Origin of the sequence: Bradyrhizobium sp. 521_C7_N1_3, assembly GCF_052075975.1 — a bacterium.
GTDB classification, from domain to species: domain Bacteria; phylum Pseudomonadota; class Alphaproteobacteria; order Rhizobiales; family Xanthobacteraceae; genus Bradyrhizobium; species Bradyrhizobium japonicum.
Window position 1 is genome coordinate 9,505,742 of the sequence record NZ_CP197232.1, and the last position, 16,759, is coordinate 9,522,500.

The following is a 16,759-nucleotide window of genomic DNA, read 5'->3' on the forward strand; positions in this document are numbered from 1 at the left end:
CTGTTCGGTACGCTGGTAGTCACGGAGTTCCCTGTTCTCGCCGCTTGAAGCGGCCGCAGATAAGCCGAAGCAGCGCCTCATCACAAGAGTTAATTGATCGATTGACTAAACGATATCGCGCCCATTAAATCCGCGCCGACAATCCAACGCGATACAGAACAATCCAGGGAGAGACCGACATGGCCGAGGCTTACATCGTCGCCGCTGCGCGTACCGCGGGCGGGCGCAAGGGGGGCCGCCTCGCCGGCTGGCATCCGGCCGATCTCGCCGCAAAAGTGCTGGACGAGCTGGTCGATCGCACCAAGGTCGATCCAGCCCTGGTCGAGGACGTGATCATGGGCTGCGTCATGCAGGTCGGCGAGCAGTCCAACAACGTCGCACGCAACGCGATCATGGCCTCGAAGCTGCCGGAGAGCGTGCCGGGCACCTCGATCGACCGCCAGTGCGGCTCGTCGCAGCAGGCGCTGCACTTCGCGGCGCAAGCCGTGATGTCCGGCACGATGGACGTGGTGATCGCCGCCGGCGTGGAATCGATGACGCGCGTGCCGATGGGCCTGTCCTCGCAGCTTCCGGCCAAGAACGGCTTTGGCAATTACAAGAGCCCGGGCATTGAAGCGAGATATCCGAACATCGTGTTCAGCCAGTTCACCGGCGCCGAGATGATAGCGGAGAAGTACGGGCTGTCGAAGGATGACCTCGACGAATACTCCTTCAACAGCCATCAGCGCGCGATCGCGGCGACGCAAGCCGGCCACTTCAAGAAGGAGATCGTGCCGCTCGAGATCACCCGCGCCGACGGCAGCAAGGACACCCACCACATCGATGAAGGCATCCGCTTCGACGCAACGCTCGACGGCATCAAGGGCGTCAAGCTGATCGCCGAGAACGGCAAGCTCACCGCGGCCAGCGCCAGCCAGATCTGCGACGGCGCCTCCGGCGTGATGGTGGTGAACGAGCGCGGCCTCAAGCAGCTCGGCCTCACGCCGCTGGCGCGAATCCATCACATGACCATGACCGGCGGCGATCCCGTCATCATGCTCGATGCTCCGCTGCACGCCACCAAGCGCGCGCTGGAGAAGGCCGGCATGAAGATCGACGATATCGATCTGTTCGAAGTCAATGAGGCCTTCGCCTCGGTGCCCACCGGCTGGTTGAAGACCACCGGCGCCGATCCGGCCCGCCTCAACGTCAATGGCGGCGCCATCGCGCTCGGCCATCCGCTCGGCGGCTCCGGCACCAAGCTGATGACGACGCTGGTCCACGCCCTGCACCAGCGCGGCAAGCGCTATGGTCTTCAGACCATGTGCGAAGGCGGCGGCATGGCCAACGTGACGATCGTGGAGCGGCTGTAAGCTTGCTTCCACACAGATGGTGTCGTCCCGGACAAGCGCGCCTAAAGCGCGCGCCGATCCGGGACCCATAACCACAGAAGGCTGTGGTTATGCCGCGCTGGAGCCCCATCTCGTTTCAACAACCAAGGCCTGTGGTTATGGATCCCGGCCTTCGCCGGGATGACACCTTTCCTGTTGCGAGACCTGCGCTTATGACCCATCCCTCCATCTACGCCCGCACCACGCCCGACAAGATCGCCTACCAGATGGCCGGGACCGGCAAGGCGATCACCTATCGCGAGCTCGACGAGCTATCGAACCAGGGCGCGAACCTGTTCCGCTCGCTCGGCCTGAAGGCCGGCGACCACATCGCGCTCTTGATGGAAAACCGTCTCGCGTTCATGGAGATCTGCTGGGCGGCGCAACGCAGCGGGCTCTATTACACCGCCATCAGCCGCTATCTGAAGCAGGACGAGATCGACTACATCATCGGCGATTGCGGCGCCAAGGTCGTGATCACGACACCGAAATGCGCCGACCAGATCAAGGCGCTGATCAAGGGGACCGCGGGCGAGCCGGTCTTCTACATGGTCGACGAGCCCCAGCCTGGCTTCCGGTCCTACGACAAGGAAGCGTCCGCACAGCCGACAACGCCGATCGCGGACGAAGTCGCCGGCTACGACATGCTGTATTCGTCGGGCACCACCGGCCGTCCGAAGGGCATCAAGAAAGCATTCGAGGGCAACAAGATCGACGTGCCGAACGGCTTCCTGCGCGTGCTCTGCGCCGACATGTGCGGCATGAATGCGGTGAGCACCTATCTCTCGCCGGCGCCGCTCTATCACGCGGCCCCGCTGCGCTTCAACATGATGGCGATCGTACTTGGCGGCACCTCCATCATCATGGAGCATTTCGATGCCGAGGATTTCCTCAAGCTCGTCGAGAAATACAAAGTCACGCAGTCACAGCTCGTGCCGACCATGTTCGTGCGCATGCTGAAGCTGCCGGACGAGGTTCGCGGCAAGTACAACGTCTCGACCCTGAAGGGCGCGATCCACGCCGCCGCCCCCTGCCCCGTCGACGTCAAGGCCAAGATGATCGAATGGTGGGGACCGATCCTGATCGAGTATTACGCCGGCTCCGAAGGCAACGGCGTCACCGTCTGCAATTCGCAGCAATGGCTGGAGCATCGCGGCAGCGTCGGCCGCGCCGTGGTGGGCAAGATCAAGATCCTGGACGAAAACGACGAGGAGCAGCCGACGGGCGAGATCGGCACGGTCTATTTCGCCGACGCGCCGGTTTTTACCTATCACAACGATCCTGAGAAGACGAAGAAGGCCTACAACGCCAAGGGCTGGTCGACGCTCGGCGACGTCGGCTATCTCGACAAGGACGGCTTCCTGTTTCTCACCGACCGCAAGTCCTACATGATCATCTCGGGCGGGGTGAACATCTACCCGCAGGAGACCGAGGACGTTCTCATCACTCATCCTGATATCGCCGACGTCGCCGTGTTCGGCGTGCCGAACGAGGAGATGGGCGAAGAGGTGAAGGCGGTGGTGCAGCCGCACGATATGAGCCGCGCCGGCAAGGCTCTGGAGGCAGACCTGATCGCCTACTGCAAGACGCGTCTCTCGGCGATCAAGTGCCCGCGCTCGATCGACTTCGAAGCCGAGCTGCCGCGCACGCCGACCGGCAAGCTGGTGAAGCGGCATCTGCGCGACAGGTACTGGCCGAAGACGGCGGCGAAGATCTAGCGGTCTCGTGTCCCGGACGCGGTGCAGCGCCTAGCGGTGCGCCGCAGAGCCGGGACCCCTCTCTCCAAACGCCTAAGCTAACGGGCTGGGCCCCGGCTCAGCAGTGCAGCACTGCGTCCGGGGCAAGAGACCTTGTACCTCAATCGAACAAACTCGGCGTGTGGTTCACCAGCGCGCCTTCGATCTCAAGCATCTTCAGCTTCGTCACCACGCCGCCATTCGCCGAGAATCCGCCGGGCTTGTTGCCGGCCGCCAGCACCCGATGGCAGGGCACGACGATCGGGCACGGGTTGCGGCCGAGGGCCTGGCCGACGTCGCGGGACAGCTGCACGCCGCCAAGCTGCTTGGCGATATCGCCATAGGTGACGGTCTTGCCGGGCGGGATGGCGCGGGCGATCTCGTAGACGCCGCGGTTGAAGTCAGGCACGCCGTCGAGGTCGAGCGGGATGTCGGTGAGATCGTCCGGCTCGCCCGCGAGCAGTTTTGTGATGCGATCGATCGCCTCTCGCACCTCGGCGGTCGGCTCGGCCTCGCTGGCATCAGCGTGGCGCTGGCTGATGCGGGTGCGGATCTTGTCCTCGCCGCCCATGGGCAGTTGCGTGCCGTTGATGCCGCGCGGGCCCCAGGCGATGGCACAGAGGCCGATGCTGGTGTCGAACAGGGCAAAATGCTGGTCGGTCATAGCTTGGTTCCTGCGCTTGCGTCCCCGTCGCATGCCCCCATTGTGATCTCCGCCTAAATCTAGGCTTGGAAATAGTTGCGATCCACCCGGTTTCCGGGAATCTTGCACAGGAGTTCCTGCCCCCTTCCCGCGAGCCCCGAATGCAAAGCCTCCACGTCAACGGATACGACATGCCCTATCTCGACGTGGGTGAAGACCGGGGCCGGCCGCCGCTGGTCTGCGTGCACGGCTCGCTCAATGACTTTCGCGTCTGGGGCTGCGTGCTCGGGCCGCTGACACAGAGGCACCGGGTCATCCCTGTCAGCCTGCGGCACTTCTTCCCGAACCGCTGGGACGGCGTCGGTGACACCTATTCGATCGCCCAGCATGTCCAGGACGTCATCGCCTTCATCGAGAAGCTCGACCTCGGCCCGGTCGATCTGATGGGCCATTCCCGCGGCGGGCACATCTGCTTTCGCGTGGCACAGGCGCGCCCTGACCTGTTGCGGCGGCTGATCCTGGCCGAACCCGGCGGCGAGCTCGATGCGAGCCTCGATCCCGAGAACGTCGGTGGCCCCTCGCCGCTGTTGGCGCGGTTCACGGCCTCGGCCGAGAAGATCGCGGCAGGCGATGTCGACGGCGGCCTCGCCGTCTTCGTGGACACGCTGGAAGGAGCCGGCACCTGGCCGCGGCTGCCGGCGATGGTGAAGCAGAATCTGCGCGACAACGCCTATACCCTGATCGGCCAGGTCCGCGACAACCGGCCGCCGTTCTCGAAGGCGGATGCGGAGTCGATCAAGATGCCGACGCTGTTCATCCTGGGCGCACGGACCAAAGGCCTGCTGCCGAAGGTGCTGCATGCGCTGGCCGCGCACGTGCCCTATTCCAAGACGGCGATCATCCCGAACGCGACCCATCCGATGTTCGAGCAGGCGCCGCAAAAATACTCCGAACTGGTTCTGGATTTCCTGGCGAGCTGATCATGCAGACATTTCGCGTCAACGGTTACGACATGGCCTATCTCGAAGTCGGCGAGGGCCCGCCGCTGGTCTGCGTGCATGGCACGTTAGGTGATTTCCGCACCTGGTATTCAGTGCTCGGCCCGCTGTCGAAGTCCCATCGCGTGATCTCGGTCAGCCTGCGGCACTTCTTTCCCGAGCATTGGGACGCCGTCGGCGACGATTACAAGATGGCGCAGCACGTCGCGGACACGATCGCCTTCATCGAGCAGGTCAAACCCGGTCCGGTCGACCTGATGGGCCATTCGCGCGGTGGCCACATCGCGTTTCGCGTGGCTCAGGCGCGGCCTGACCTGCTGCGCAAGCTGGTGCTGGCCGAGCCGGGCGGTGATCTCGACGCCAGCCTGCCGGTGCCCGACGGCACCCCCGCGCATCCGCCGCTCGCTGCGAAGACGATACGCTCGGTCGAGATGATCCGCGCCGGCGATCTCGACGGCGCACTGCAGAATTTCTACGAGGGCATCGAAGGCGACGGCTCCTGGCGGCGCGTGCCGGCGGCGGCGAAGCAACAGTTGCGCGACAACACGCTCACCTTCCTTGGCCAGATCAACGAGCAGCGCCGGCCCTACACGCTCGCTGATGCGCAGGCGATCAGGACGCCGACGCTGCTGATCGGCGGCGGTGCGACCACCGGCAGCCTGTCGGTGATGTGGCGCGTGCTGGCCGCGCACATCGCCGGCAGCAAGACGGCGGTGATCGAGAATGCCGGCCACTGGATGTTCGAACAGGCGCCGCTTGAGTTCGGCGAGGTGGTGAACAGCTTCCTGGCGGAGTAGCTTTCTTTCTTCCTTCTCCCCTCTCGTCCGCCGAAGCCTTCAGGCGAAGGCGGATGTGGGAGAAGGATCACATCTACAAATGAATCTGCGGAGAAATACCCCTCACCCAAGAGAGTTCGTATCTCCCAGCGGCGCTGCCCTCTCCCGCAAGGAGAGAGGGCACAGAAACTCACACCTTCCAAACACCGACCGGCATCTTGATCGTGGCGTTCAGCCTGTTCCAGACGTTGATGGTCGCGATCGAGAGGATCAGGGTTGCGAGCTCGCGTTCGTCAAAATGCTTGGCGGCCTCGTTCCAGATCGCATCGGACACCGGGTCCTCGCGATCGGCAAGGCGCGTGACGGCCTCGGTCAGCGCCAGCGCGGCGCGTTCGGCGTCGCTGAAATAGGGCGCATCGCGCCAGGCCGACACGGCAAACAGGCGCTCGTCGGTCTCGCCAGCCCGGCGGGCGATCTTCGGATGCATGTCGACACAGACGCTGCAGCCATTGATCTGGCTGGCGCGCAGGTGCACCAGTTCCAGGAGCTTTTCCGGCAGTCCCTGCTTGGTCAAATTGCCGAGGGACTGAAGGACATTCATGGCCTCGGGAAGGACCATGACGGGGTGGTTCATGCGGGCGTGCATCATCTTTCGTCTCCGTTTGAAAATTTCGACGGTTCCGGTCACATCGGCCGGATTGGCTTCGTCATGGGGATGACGGATCGCGACGAGGGAATGTGACCGATGAGCGAAGAAAATTTTCTCAGCCACCAGTTCGAGGCCAGCAGGGACCATCTGCGCGCGGTCGCCTACCGGATGCTGGGCTCCAGCGCCGAGGTCGACGATGCCGTGCAGGAGGCCTGGCTGCGGGTCAGCCGCTACGACACGTCCGACGTCGCGAACCTGCGCGGCTGGCTGACCACCGTGGTCGCGCGCATCTGCCTCGACATGCTGCGCGCGCGCAAATCGCGCCGCGAGGACCCGATGGGCCCGCATGTGCCCGAGCCGGTCGACGAGACGCGGGAGCGCGAGGCCGAGATGGCCGATTCCGTCGGCGCAGCCCTTCTCGTCGTGCTCGAGACATTGCAGCCGGCGGAGCGGCTGGCCTTCGTGCTGCATGACATGTTCGCAGTCCCCTTCGAGGAGATCGCGCCGATCGTCGGACGCTCGGTCGACGCCTCGCGGCAGCTGGCGAGCCGCGCGCGGCGGCGCGTCCAGGGTGCGCCGGTCCCCGCGGCGGACATCTCGCACCAGCGCGCGATCGTCGATGCCTTCCTCAGGGCTTCGCGCGAGGGCAATTTCGAGGGCCTGCTGGCCCTGCTCGATCCCGACGTCGTGTTCCGTGCCGACCAGGCTGCGGTGCGGCTCGGCACGCTGCCGGAGATCCGCGGCGCGGATGCGGTCGCGCAGCTCTACAAGGGCCGCGCGCAGGCTGCACGGACCGCCCTGGTCGATGGCGAGATCGGCGTCGCCGTCATTCTCGGCGGACATCTGCGCATCGCGCTGCGCGTGACGTTCAACGGCGACCGCATTGCCGGGATCGAGGCGCTCGCCGATGCTGACCGGATCGCGACGATGGAGGTGGAGGTGCTGGAGCGCTAGCGGGACATGGCATCGCGTCTTTCCGGATGCTAGGCTTTCGGCGCAATCGCGCGCGGTGCCAGCGCTCAAGACGCGAAAGGACGATTCCATGACAGCCCGCTTCATTCCCCTGCTCACCTTGTCCCTGCTCGGCCTCGCCGCCGGCAGCACCACCGCGCTTGCGGCCGCCGACGAGAAGCTCAAGGCCGCGGCCGAGCAGGAGAAGGCGCCGCTGATCGAGACCCTGCACGACATGGTGATGATCGAGAGCGGCAGCGGCGATGCCGAGGGCCTGAAGAAGATGGCCGACTTCACCGAAGCGCGCCTGAAGGCGCTGGGCGCCACCATCGAGCGGCGCAAGACCACCGCGGGCACGGGCGCCGACATGGTGATCGCCACCTTCCAGGGCACCGGGTCGCGAAAGCTGATGCTGATCGCGCATATGGACACGGTCTATCAGCGCGGCATCCTCGCAAGCGAGCCGTACCGTGTCGACGGCAACCGCATCTACGGCCCCGGCATCGCCGACGACAAGGGCGGCATCGCCGTGGTCCTGCATGCGCTCAAGATCCTCAAGGACGCCGGCTGGCAGGACTATGCCAGGCTCACCGTGTCCTTCAATCCGGATGAAGAGGTCGGCTCGATCGGGTCGGGCGAGATCATCGCCGAGCTCGCCGACCAGCACGACGTCGTGCTCTCCTGCGAACCGACGGTGGCTGCGCCGATCGCCAAGAATGACGGGCTGCTGCTGGGCGCGAGCGGCACTGCCACGGCGAAGATGGAGGTGAAGGGCCGCGCCTCCCATGCCGGCGCTGCGCCCGATCTCGGCCGCAACGCGCTGATCGAGCTCGCGCACCAATTGCAGCAGACGAAGGACGTCGCCAAGTCGATCCCGGGCACGCAGCTCAACTGGACCACGGCGCAGGCCGGCACGGTGCGCAACCAGATTCCGGAAAAGGCCGAGGCCGGCGCCGACATCCGCCTCACCATCCCCGATGGCGTCGCCAAATTGCAGGCGGCGCTCGACGCGAAGGTGAAGGACAAGTTCGTGCCCGATACCAAAACCACGGTGACGATCACTGCGGGCCGCCCGCCCTTCGTCGCCAGCGATCGCGGCCGCGCGCTCGCGCAGGAGGGGCAGGCGATCTATGCCGAGATCGACCGCAAGCTCGACATCGCCGAGATGACCGGCGGCGCCACCGATGCCGGCTATGCCAACCGCAGCGGCAAGGCGGTTGTGGTCGAGAGCTTTGGCCTCGCCGGCTTCGGCTATCACGCGCGGGACGAATTCATCGACACCAATTCGATCGTGCCGCGGCTCTATCTGATGAGCCGGATGCTGATCGAGCAGGGCAAGAAGAAATAAGCGCCGGGGCCAGCCAAGCCATTTTGGCGAAAACAACCCCATGCACAGTAGACGGCTCTAGTGATATCAATGGCTTAGCGAGTCCGGAAACGGCGTCTTGAGGTCCACCTTGACGCCCTCCCCCTCCCGCAGTACCTTCGAATACGGAATTCCGTATTCCCATTCTGTATCTCGGAGTTGCCGGCGTGATCCCTCTCGACCCGCTCCCGAACCTGATCGACCAGGTCTATGCGCGGATCCTGGAGGCGATCTCCGACCGCACGCTTCAACCCGGCCAACGCATCCGGCAGAACGAACTCGCCGACAAGCTCGGCGTGTCGCGCCAGCCGGTGTCGCATGCGCTGCATTTGCTGCACCGGCAGGGACTCGTCGCCGAGAGCGGCCGGCGCGGCTTTGAAGTCACCCAGCTCGACCCCTCGCGCATCCGCCAGCTCTACGAGGTGCGCGGCGCCATCGACGCGCTGGCCGCGCGGCTCGCCGCTCAACGCGCCGCGAGCGACGCGGCGGGACGCGCGCGGCTGGAAGCGGCCCTCGCCGCCGGACGCCGCATCGACCGCAAGACTTCGCTCGCCGAGCTGATCGTGCTCGACGTCGATTTTCACCGCGCGATCTATCAGCTCGCGGGCAATCCCGTGATCGAGGAGACGATCGCGCCGCAATGGCCGCATATGCGCCGCTCGATGGCGACGGTGCTCTCCGAGCTCGATTATCGCGGCAGCGCGTGGGCCGAGCATGCGACGATTGCCGGACACATTCTCGCAGGTGACGCGAAAGCCGCCGAGCGCGCAGCACTGGCGCATGCGCAGACGGCGGGACGGATGACCGAGGAGAGATTGAAGGCGACCGACGAGGCGGCGGCGTAGCCATTTGCGCCGTCATTCCGGGATGGTCCGAAGGACCAGACCTCAGGTGCGCAATTGCGCACCGGGGAATCTCGAGGTTCCGGGTTCAGTGCTCCGCACCGCCCCGGAATGACAACAACAAACAAAACAGGAGGACGACCCATGAGACTGTCCGAGGCACAATTGGAGTTCTTCCATCGCGAGGGCTGGCTGTTCCTCCCCGAATTGTTCAGCCAGGAGGAGGTCGACTTGCTCGCGCGCGAGGCTGTCGGCATCTATGACGCCAACCGGCCCGAGGTCTGGCGCGAGAAGAGCGGCGCGCCGCGCACGGCCTTTGCCGCGCATCTCTACAACGAGGCCTTCGGCATCCTGGGTGCGCATCCGCGCATGATCGAGCCGGTCGAGCAATTGTTCGGCGAGCCGGTCTACATGCACCAGTTCAAGATCAACGCGAAATCGGCCTTCACCGGCGACGTCTGGCAATGGCACCAGGATTACGGCACCTGGAAGCGCGACGACGGCATGCCGGAGCCGCGCGCGATGAACATCGCGATCTTCCTCGACGAGGTGATGCCGATCAACGGCCCGCTGATGCTGGTACCGCAGAGCCAGAATGCCGGCGATCTCCAGGCGTCCCATGACCTTGCGACGACCTCCTATCCGCTGTGGACGCTGGACGAGGAGACCGTGACGCGGCTGGTCAAGCAGGGCGGCATCGTGGCGCCGACCGGCAAGCCTGGCGGCATGCTGATGTTCCACGGCAATCTCGTGCATGGCTCTAGCGGCAACATCACGCCCTACCCGCGCAAGATCGTGTACCTGACGCTGAACGCGGTCTCGAACTACATCCGCACACCGACGCGGCCCGAGTACATCGCGCATCGCGATTTTGCACCGATCAAGACGGTGGACGACGACGCCCTGGTGCGGCTGGCACGGGCACCGCGGCAGGCGGCGGAGTAAACAGGTCTCGCGCCCGGGACGCAGCGCAGCACGTCAGTGATGCGCTGCTGAGCCGGGGCCCATGCCACACGGATAGTTTTTCCCTGGGTCCCGGCTCTGCGGAGCAGCGTTGCACGCTGCACCGCGTCCGGGACACGATACTTGATCGGGTAGCAACATGAACCTCTTCCGCCTCCTTCAGGCTCGCGCGTCCGCCGGCAAGCCTGTCCGTGTCGCGCTGATCGGCGCCGGCAAGTTCGGTTCGATGTTTCTGGCGCAGGTGCCGCACACGCCGGGGCTGGAGGTGCCCATCATCGTCGATATCGATCGCGACCGTGCCCGTGAGGCGTGCCGCACCGTGGGCTGGAGCGCCGAGCGCATCGCGGCCACCGTCTTCACCGACGATGGCGCCCGCGCCATTGCCGGCGGCGCGATGGATGTCGTCGTTGAAGCGACCGGCAATCCCGCCGTCGGCATCAGGCACGCACGCGCGGCGATCGCGGCGGGCAAGCATATCGTGATGGTCAATGTCGAGGCCGACGTGCTGGCGGGCCCGCTGCTCGCCGAGGAAGCGCGCAAGGCGGGCGTGGTCTACTCGCTCGCTTATGGCGATCAACCGGCGCTGACGGCCGAGATGGTCGACTGGGCACGCGCCACCGGTTTTCGCGTGGTCGCAGCCGGCAAGGGCACAAAATATCTGCCGGCCTATCACGACGTGACGCCTGACGGCGTCTGGCAGCATTACGGCCTGACCGCGGGTGAAGCGCAGTCGGCCGGCATGAACCCGCAGATGTTCAACTCCTTCCTCGACGGCACCAAATCGGCAATCGAGATGGCAGCAATCGCCAATGCCTGCGGCCTCGACGTGCCCGCGAGCGGCTTGCTGTTTCCACCCTGTGGCGTCGACGATTTGCCGCATGTCATGCGCCCCAGCGACAAGGGCGGCGTGCTGGAGCGGTCGGGCGTCGTCGAGGTCGTCTCCTCGCTCGAGCGCGACGGCCGTCCGGTGTTTCGCGATCTGCGCTGGGGCGTCTATGTCGTGCTGGAGGCGCCGAACGATTATGCCGCCGATTGCTTCAGGCAATACGGCCTGAAGACCGACGGCAGCGGACGCTTCGCGGCGATGTACAAGCCGTACCATCTGATCGGGCTCGAGCTGAACATCTCGATCCTGTCGGCGGCGCTGCGGGGCGAGCCGACCGGCCAGCCCTATGGCTTCCGCGGCGACGTCGCCGCCGTCGCCAAGCGGAACTTGCGCGCCGGAGAGATGCTGGACGGCGAAGGCGGCTACACCGTGTGGGGCAAGCTGGTGCCGGCGGCCGCGAGCCTGAAGGCGGGCGCCCTGCCGATCGGTCTCGCACATCGCCCGAAGCTGAAGCACGACGTCGCCCATGGCGAGATCGTGCGCTGGAGCGATGTCGAATTCGACGCCAACAGCGAGACGATCAGGACAAGGAAGGCGATGGAGACGGCGTTCGCGAAATAACGGCTAGAACTGCCCCGGTTGAGCGGGCGGACTGGGCCAATCCGATCGCAAATTGTTCGGATTATTCCTTGCGAACAAGTCCTGCCTTATAACGCCGCTCGGGCCCGCATCAATTGATGGTGGCATTCCGCGGACATCACGGGTTGGCGCGACTATGACGCCGGTCCGAGCGACACAATTGGCGGGATAGCCAACGCGTTGGCAGTAAGTTGCAGCACTCGCGCCTGCATTGCTTCCAACTGAGAAGCCAATAATTAGCGACGCTGACAAGGCAATTGATCGCTTCATTCTTGCCTCCTGTAGCTGATCCACGGAAGAGAATTATAGATGAAGTGTAGCTATGCCAAAGCGGTGAATGTTGAACCATGAGTTCGGCTTCGCGATCGAAGGATGACACCGGGATGCTCGTTCTGTTTGTGCTCGCCCAACGGGTCACGTCGATTTGATGTTTTGCGCGCGAAAAAAACTGGATACTGACACACGTGGCATCTTGCACCACGGTCCAACCGTAAGGAGCAATCCATGTTAAATCTGAAAATTCTTGGTGCGGTCGTTGTTGTGGCATCTGCCCTGTCCAGCTCTGCTGCACAGGCGCAGTGGTACAACTCCAATCCGGACGCATGCCAAGCTGAATTTGCCAGCTGCACGGGTCTTGGAACGGGGACCACCCCCGACTATCGATATCGGCCATCAACTCGGCGAACGGCATATCGCCAGCCGGCAGCGCCGAGCGCGACTGTCGGCGGCTGGGGCAATTCCTACGCCATGTCGCCCGGCGGCATGTCGTACGGCGAGATGGGCTGGCAAGGCAGCTGGAGTACGTATGCTGCCCGCAACGGCATCGTCTGCCGGCCCGGCACCTATTTCAAGGGGAGCGACGGCCTCCAGCATCTCTGCCAGTAGGTCATCTGCTCTGACGTTAAACAGCTCAGGCGGCCCCAAAGGGGCCGCCTGTTTCGTGCCGGCTTGCGGCTCTCGCCGAAATCAGCATCCAGGTCACGCGGTGGGTGCACGACTGGATGCAGGAACGGCCCCGACCTCCGGCCCTGCAAGCGGGAGAGGGAGCGCACTGCCTTCGTAGTAGCGATCTCTATGGAAGAAGCCGGCTCTCTTTGGCTTGTTTGAACCACTTCCGGAACATGTCTTCGGTGTCCATCATCTCGGTGAAGCCGGCGTGGTTGATCTTGACCGTCGAGACGATCGAGGGCGGACCGGACTCGGTCTGGCCGTAGCGCATGCTGTAATCGGCGTACTGGAACGACAGGCCGACGAAGTCGGTGAGGTCCGGCGACACGAGGTCATGCTTGCGTCGCAACGCATCCCAAGAAGAGACCCAATTGGGAAACTCCTTGGCGAGCGATAGCGGGATTGGCTTGCCGGGCTTCATCTCCAGCGCGTCGGCCACCGCGGGCCAGATGTTTTCCCAGGTGAAGACATCGCCATTGGTAACGTTGAAGGCTTCGTTCTGTGCCGCCTTGGCCTCGCCCGACCAGGCGATCGCGCGCGCGAGGAGATCGACGTCGACGGCCTGCGCCACTCGCGCGGCGCCGCCGGGAAAGTCGAGCGGCCTGCCCTGCTCGCGCAGCATCGCGGCATAGACGCCGAGCGGCGGGATCAGATCCATGGCGCCCCCCATGGCGAGGCCGACGATCAGGACGGGGCGCAAGATGCTCCAGTGCCAGGCTTTCCCGGCCTGGAGCTCGCGCAGGAAATTTTCCTGCGCCCAATAAAAGTTGGGCTGCTCATACATCTCGGAGCGGCCTTCGCGCGCCGGCACCGTCAAGGGGCGGACGTGAACGCCATAGGCCTTGGTGCCTTGCAGCAAGGCGACATGCCTGAGGTCTGGCGCCATCGGCTCGAGCGCGGCCATCAAATTGCGCAGCATCAGATCATTGGTCTTGATCTGCTGCGGATCGCGCCAACCATCGACGAGCTGTGGCGCCTCGTAGAGCGCGGCGTAGATCAAATGGGTGGCGCCCTGAAGCTCGGCCGCGGCACGGCGGCAATCGATTTCGCTGGTAAGGTCGATCGGGACGTGGCGGGCGCCGTAGAGGTCGCGCGGCTTGCGCCGTGACAGCGCGATGACCTCGCAAAGGCTGGATGTGCCGAAGTGCCGCAACGCGGCGTTGCCGACGAGACCGGTTGCCCCAGCGACCACGACCTTTTTGCCCGTCATGCGCGAGCCTCCCTTGTTATTGCCCAATCGAGTAGCAGGTCGCTGATGGTTCCGACTTGCGTCTGGCCCGCGTTCGCACTTGCGAGGAAGGCATCAGGCTTGATTATCGTAGGGCGACCGGTCATCCTTGCTGACGGAACCGCAACGCTCGGTTTCCAGCAACAAGAGCCCATCAGGGCCATTCGGAAACGCTCAAACAAATCTCAACAAGAGAACGTCTATCCTCGACGAAGACAAGACGACAGCAAGATCGTTCCCTGGTCGATGCATCGACGCAATGGAAGGGATGCGCATGAAACGTCGTGATTTTCTGAAGGTGACAGGCGTCGGCCTGGCCGCGAGCACAGCAGTGGCTGCGCCCGCGATCGCGCAGTCGTCGCCCGAGGTCAGGTGGCGCTACGCCACGAGCTGGCCGAAAGCCCTCGATACGCTCTATGGCGGCTGCGAATATTTCTGCAAGCAGGTCGCCGACATTACCGACAACAAATTCCAGATCCAGCCTTTTGCGGCGGGCGAGATCGTCCCGGGCCTGCAGGTGCTCGACGCCGTGTCGAACGGCACGGTCGAGATCGGCAATACCGCGCTTTATTACTATTGGGGCAAGAACCCCGCGTTCACGTTCGCAACCGCTCTTCCGTTCGGATTGAACACGCGCCAGCAGATTTCCTGGCTGCTGTGGGGCGGCGGACAGGATCTCGTCAACGATCTCCTGAAAGAGCACAACGTCTACGGCATCCCGACCGGATCGACCGGCGCGCAGATGGGCGGCTGGTTCAGGAAGGAGATCAAGACGCTCGACGACCTCAAGGGCCTGAAGATGCGCATCGGCGGCTTCGCCGGCACGATCCTCGCCAAGCTCGGCTGCGTGCCGCAGCAACTCGCCGGCGGCGACATCTATCCGGCGCTGGAGAAGGGCACCATCGATGCGGCCGAGTGGGTCGGCCCCTATGACGACGAGAAGCTCGGCTTCGCCAAGGTCGCGAAGTACTACTACTATCCCGGCTGGTGGGAAGGCACGAGCCAGGGCCACAACATCATGAACATCGAGAAGTGGAACGCGCTGCCCAAGCACTACCAGGCAGCGATCGACGCGGCGTCACGCGACACCTTCACCTGGATCACCGGCAAGTACGATGCGGTGAATGCTCCGGCGCTGAAGCGGCTGATCGTGAACGGCGCGATCCTCAAGGGCTTCCCGCAGGAGGTGCTCGAAGCCTGCTACAACACCGCCAACGAGATCTACGCCGATCTCTCCAAGACCAATCCGCATTTCGGCAAGATGCATGCGAGCATGACCGCGTTCAAGAATGACTCGTTGCCTTGGACGCAGGTGGCCGAGCTGAGCTACGACAGCTTCATGGCGCGGATGCGGACCAAGACGTGAGGCGCTGAGCGGCTCACACGACTAAAGACGCAGAAGCCCCGGAGATGCTGCCATCTCCGGGGTTTTACGTGCTTTGGTTCCTGTTTCGGACCAAACCTGGTTGTCCCAATTAACTTCGCAACTGCGAGCGTTCCGACGCCGCTTGATTATCGCGAAGCGACCAGTCATCCTGATGGCCGGAACCGCAACGTACGGGATCCACAAAGAGCCCTGAAGGGCCGTCGGACACACTCACATCTTCACCAAAGACAAGTTCGGTTCTCGGCGAAGCAAAAGACGACACGAAGATCGTTCCCTTAGTCGAGCAATCGGCACAACGGAGGGATACGCATGAAACGTCGTGAATTCCTGAAAGTGACAGGCGTTGGCCTGGCGGCAAGCACAGCGGTGGCTGCGCCGGCCATCGCGCAATCTTCGCCGGAAGTGAGATGGCGGCTCGCCGCGAGTTGGCCCAAGGCGCTCGATACGCTCTACGGCGGCTGCGAATATTTCTGCAAGCGCGTCGCTGACGCCACCGACAACAAATTCCAGATCCAGCCGTTCGCCTCCGGCGAAATCGTCCCGGGACTTCAGGTGCTCGACGCTGTCTCGAACGGCACGGTCGAGATGGGCAACACGGCGCTGTATTATTACTGGGGCAAGAACCCCGCGTTCACGTTCGGGACCTCGCTGCCGTTCGGACTGAACACGCGGGCGCATATTTCCTGGCTGCTGTTCGGCGGCGGCACCGAGATGCTCAACGACCTGCTGAAGGAATACAACGCGCTCGGTATTCCGACCGGTTCGACCGGCGCCCAGATGGGCGGCTGGTTCCGGAAGGAGATCAAGTCGATGGAGGATTTCAAGGGATTGAAATTCCGCGTCGGCGGCTTCGCCGGCACGATCATCGCCAAGGTCGGCGGCGTGCCGCAGCAGATCGCAGGCGGCGACATCTATCCGGCGCTGGAGAAAGGCACGATCGACGCTGCCGAATGGGTCGGGCCCTATGACGACGAGAAGCTCGGCTTCGTGAAGGTCGCAAAATACTATTACTATCCGGGCTGGTGGGAAGGCACAGGCCAGGGCCACAACGTTATAAATCGCGACAAATGGAACGCGCTGCCGAAGCACTATCAATCCGTGGTCGAGATGGCGTCGCGCGATACCTTCACCTGGGTTACCGGCAAATACGACTACGTCAACCCGCCGGCACTGAAGCGTCTGCTGGTGGCCGGCGCGATCCTGAAGCCGTTCCCGCAGGAAGTGCTGGAGGCCTGCTACAACGCCGCCAACGAGATCTACGCTGATCTCAGCAAGACCAATCCGCACTTCAACAAGATGTACACGAGCCTATCGGCGTTCAGGAACGAGTCGCTGGCGTGGATGCAGGTCGCCGAGCTCAGCTATGACAGCTTCATGATGCGGATGCGGACACGGACGTGAGGACGGTTCACGGCGTCTGAAAACGACGAAAGCCCC

The 16,759-nt window shown here is 64.0% G+C and carries 15 protein-coding genes; 12 read left to right on the forward strand and 3 right to left on the reverse strand.

All coding sequences use genetic code 11. The features are described from left to right. The first annotated feature begins 179 nt into the window (after positions 1–179). On the forward strand, positions 180–1,352 hold the full coding sequence (locus AB7008_RS45085; RefSeq protein ID WP_304491692.1) for an acetyl-CoA C-acetyltransferase: 1,173 nt from the start codon (positions 180–182) through the stop codon (positions 1,350–1,352). A gap of 191 nt (positions 1,353–1,543) precedes the next feature. After that, positions 1,544–3,088: an acyl-CoA synthetase gene (locus tag AB7008_RS45090; RefSeq protein ID WP_304491693.1), complete on the forward strand. Its 1,545-nt coding sequence runs from the start codon at positions 1,544–1,546 to the stop codon at positions 3,086–3,088. 139 nt (positions 3,089–3,227) lie between these two features. Here AB7008_RS45090 and AB7008_RS45095 read toward each other — a convergent pair whose 3' ends face one another. Next, positions 3,228–3,770: a methylated-DNA--[protein]-cysteine S-methyltransferase gene (locus AB7008_RS45095; RefSeq protein WP_248880221.1), complete on the reverse strand. Its 543-nt coding sequence runs from the start codon at positions 3,768–3,770 to the stop codon at positions 3,228–3,230. Positions 3,771–3,910: 140 nt separating this feature from the next. Between AB7008_RS45095 and AB7008_RS45100 the strand changes: the two genes are divergently transcribed. Next, the gene (locus tag AB7008_RS45100) at positions 3,911–4,729 is read left to right on the forward strand and encodes an alpha/beta fold hydrolase (RefSeq protein WP_304491694.1); all 819 of its coding nucleotides are present in this window, start codon (positions 3,911–3,913) and stop codon (positions 4,727–4,729) included. A gap of 2 nt (positions 4,730–4,731) precedes the next feature. Continuing rightward, complete coding sequence (locus AB7008_RS45105) at positions 4,732–5,544, forward strand: alpha/beta fold hydrolase (RefSeq protein WP_304491695.1); 813 nt, start codon at positions 4,732–4,734, stop codon at positions 5,542–5,544. Positions 5,545–5,713: 169 nt separating this feature from the next. Here AB7008_RS45105 and AB7008_RS45110 read toward each other — a convergent pair whose 3' ends face one another. Further along, a complete protein-coding gene (locus AB7008_RS45110) occupies positions 5,714–6,169 on the reverse strand; it encodes a carboxymuconolactone decarboxylase family protein (RefSeq protein WP_028169951.1) in 456 nt (151 codons plus the stop codon). Between the two features lie 99 nt (positions 6,170–6,268). Here AB7008_RS45110 and AB7008_RS45115 point away from each other — a divergent pair, with 99 nt between their 5' ends. From AB7008_RS45115 to AB7008_RS45140, 6 genes are all read left to right on the forward strand, one after another. Next, the gene (locus AB7008_RS45115; protein ID WP_304491696.1) at positions 6,269–7,126 is read left to right on the forward strand and encodes a sigma-70 family RNA polymerase sigma factor; all 858 of its coding nucleotides are present in this window, start codon (positions 6,269–6,271) and stop codon (positions 7,124–7,126) included. Positions 7,127–7,214: 88 nt separating this feature from the next. Next, entirely contained in the window at positions 7,215–8,471 is a 1,257-nt protein-coding gene (locus AB7008_RS45120; protein WP_441260950.1) for a M20/M25/M40 family metallo-hydrolase, read from the forward strand. Positions 8,472–8,656: 185 nt separating this feature from the next. After that, positions 8,657–9,334: a GntR family transcriptional regulator gene (locus AB7008_RS45125; RefSeq protein WP_248880226.1), complete on the forward strand. Its 678-nt coding sequence runs from the start codon at positions 8,657–8,659 to the stop codon at positions 9,332–9,334. Positions 9,335–9,475: 141 nt separating this feature from the next. Further along, positions 9,476–10,276 (forward strand): phytanoyl-CoA dioxygenase family protein, encoded by an 801-nt coding sequence (locus AB7008_RS45130; protein WP_039154339.1) that lies wholly within the window; start codon positions 9,476–9,478, stop codon positions 10,274–10,276. Between the two features lie 157 nt (positions 10,277–10,433). Further along, complete coding sequence (locus AB7008_RS45135; RefSeq protein WP_441260951.1) at positions 10,434–11,741, forward strand: NAD(P)H-dependent oxidoreductase; 1,308 nt, start codon at positions 10,434–10,436, stop codon at positions 11,739–11,741. A 522-nt stretch (positions 11,742–12,263) separates the two neighbouring features. Continuing rightward, entirely contained in the window at positions 12,264–12,644 is a 381-nt protein-coding gene (locus AB7008_RS45140) for a hypothetical protein (protein ID WP_028157761.1), read from the forward strand. Positions 12,645–12,831: 187 nt separating this feature from the next. Here AB7008_RS45140 and AB7008_RS45145 read toward each other — a convergent pair whose 3' ends face one another. Beyond that, complete coding sequence (locus AB7008_RS45145; protein ID WP_304491699.1) at positions 12,832–13,917, reverse strand: NAD-dependent epimerase/dehydratase family protein; 1,086 nt, start codon at positions 13,915–13,917, stop codon at positions 12,832–12,834. Between the two features lie 292 nt (positions 13,918–14,209). Here AB7008_RS45145 and AB7008_RS45150 point away from each other — a divergent pair, with 292 nt between their 5' ends. After that, positions 14,210–15,301 carry a TRAP transporter substrate-binding protein gene (locus tag AB7008_RS45150; RefSeq protein WP_028157759.1) on the forward strand — a complete coding sequence of 364 codons (1,092 nt, stop codon included), beginning with the start codon at positions 14,210–14,212 and terminating at the stop codon, positions 15,299–15,301. Positions 15,302–15,631: 330 nt separating this feature from the next. After that, a complete protein-coding gene (locus AB7008_RS45155; protein WP_304491700.1) occupies positions 15,632–16,723 on the forward strand; it encodes a TRAP transporter substrate-binding protein in 1,092 nt (363 codons plus the stop codon). The last annotated feature ends 36 nt before the right edge of the window (positions 16,724–16,759 follow it).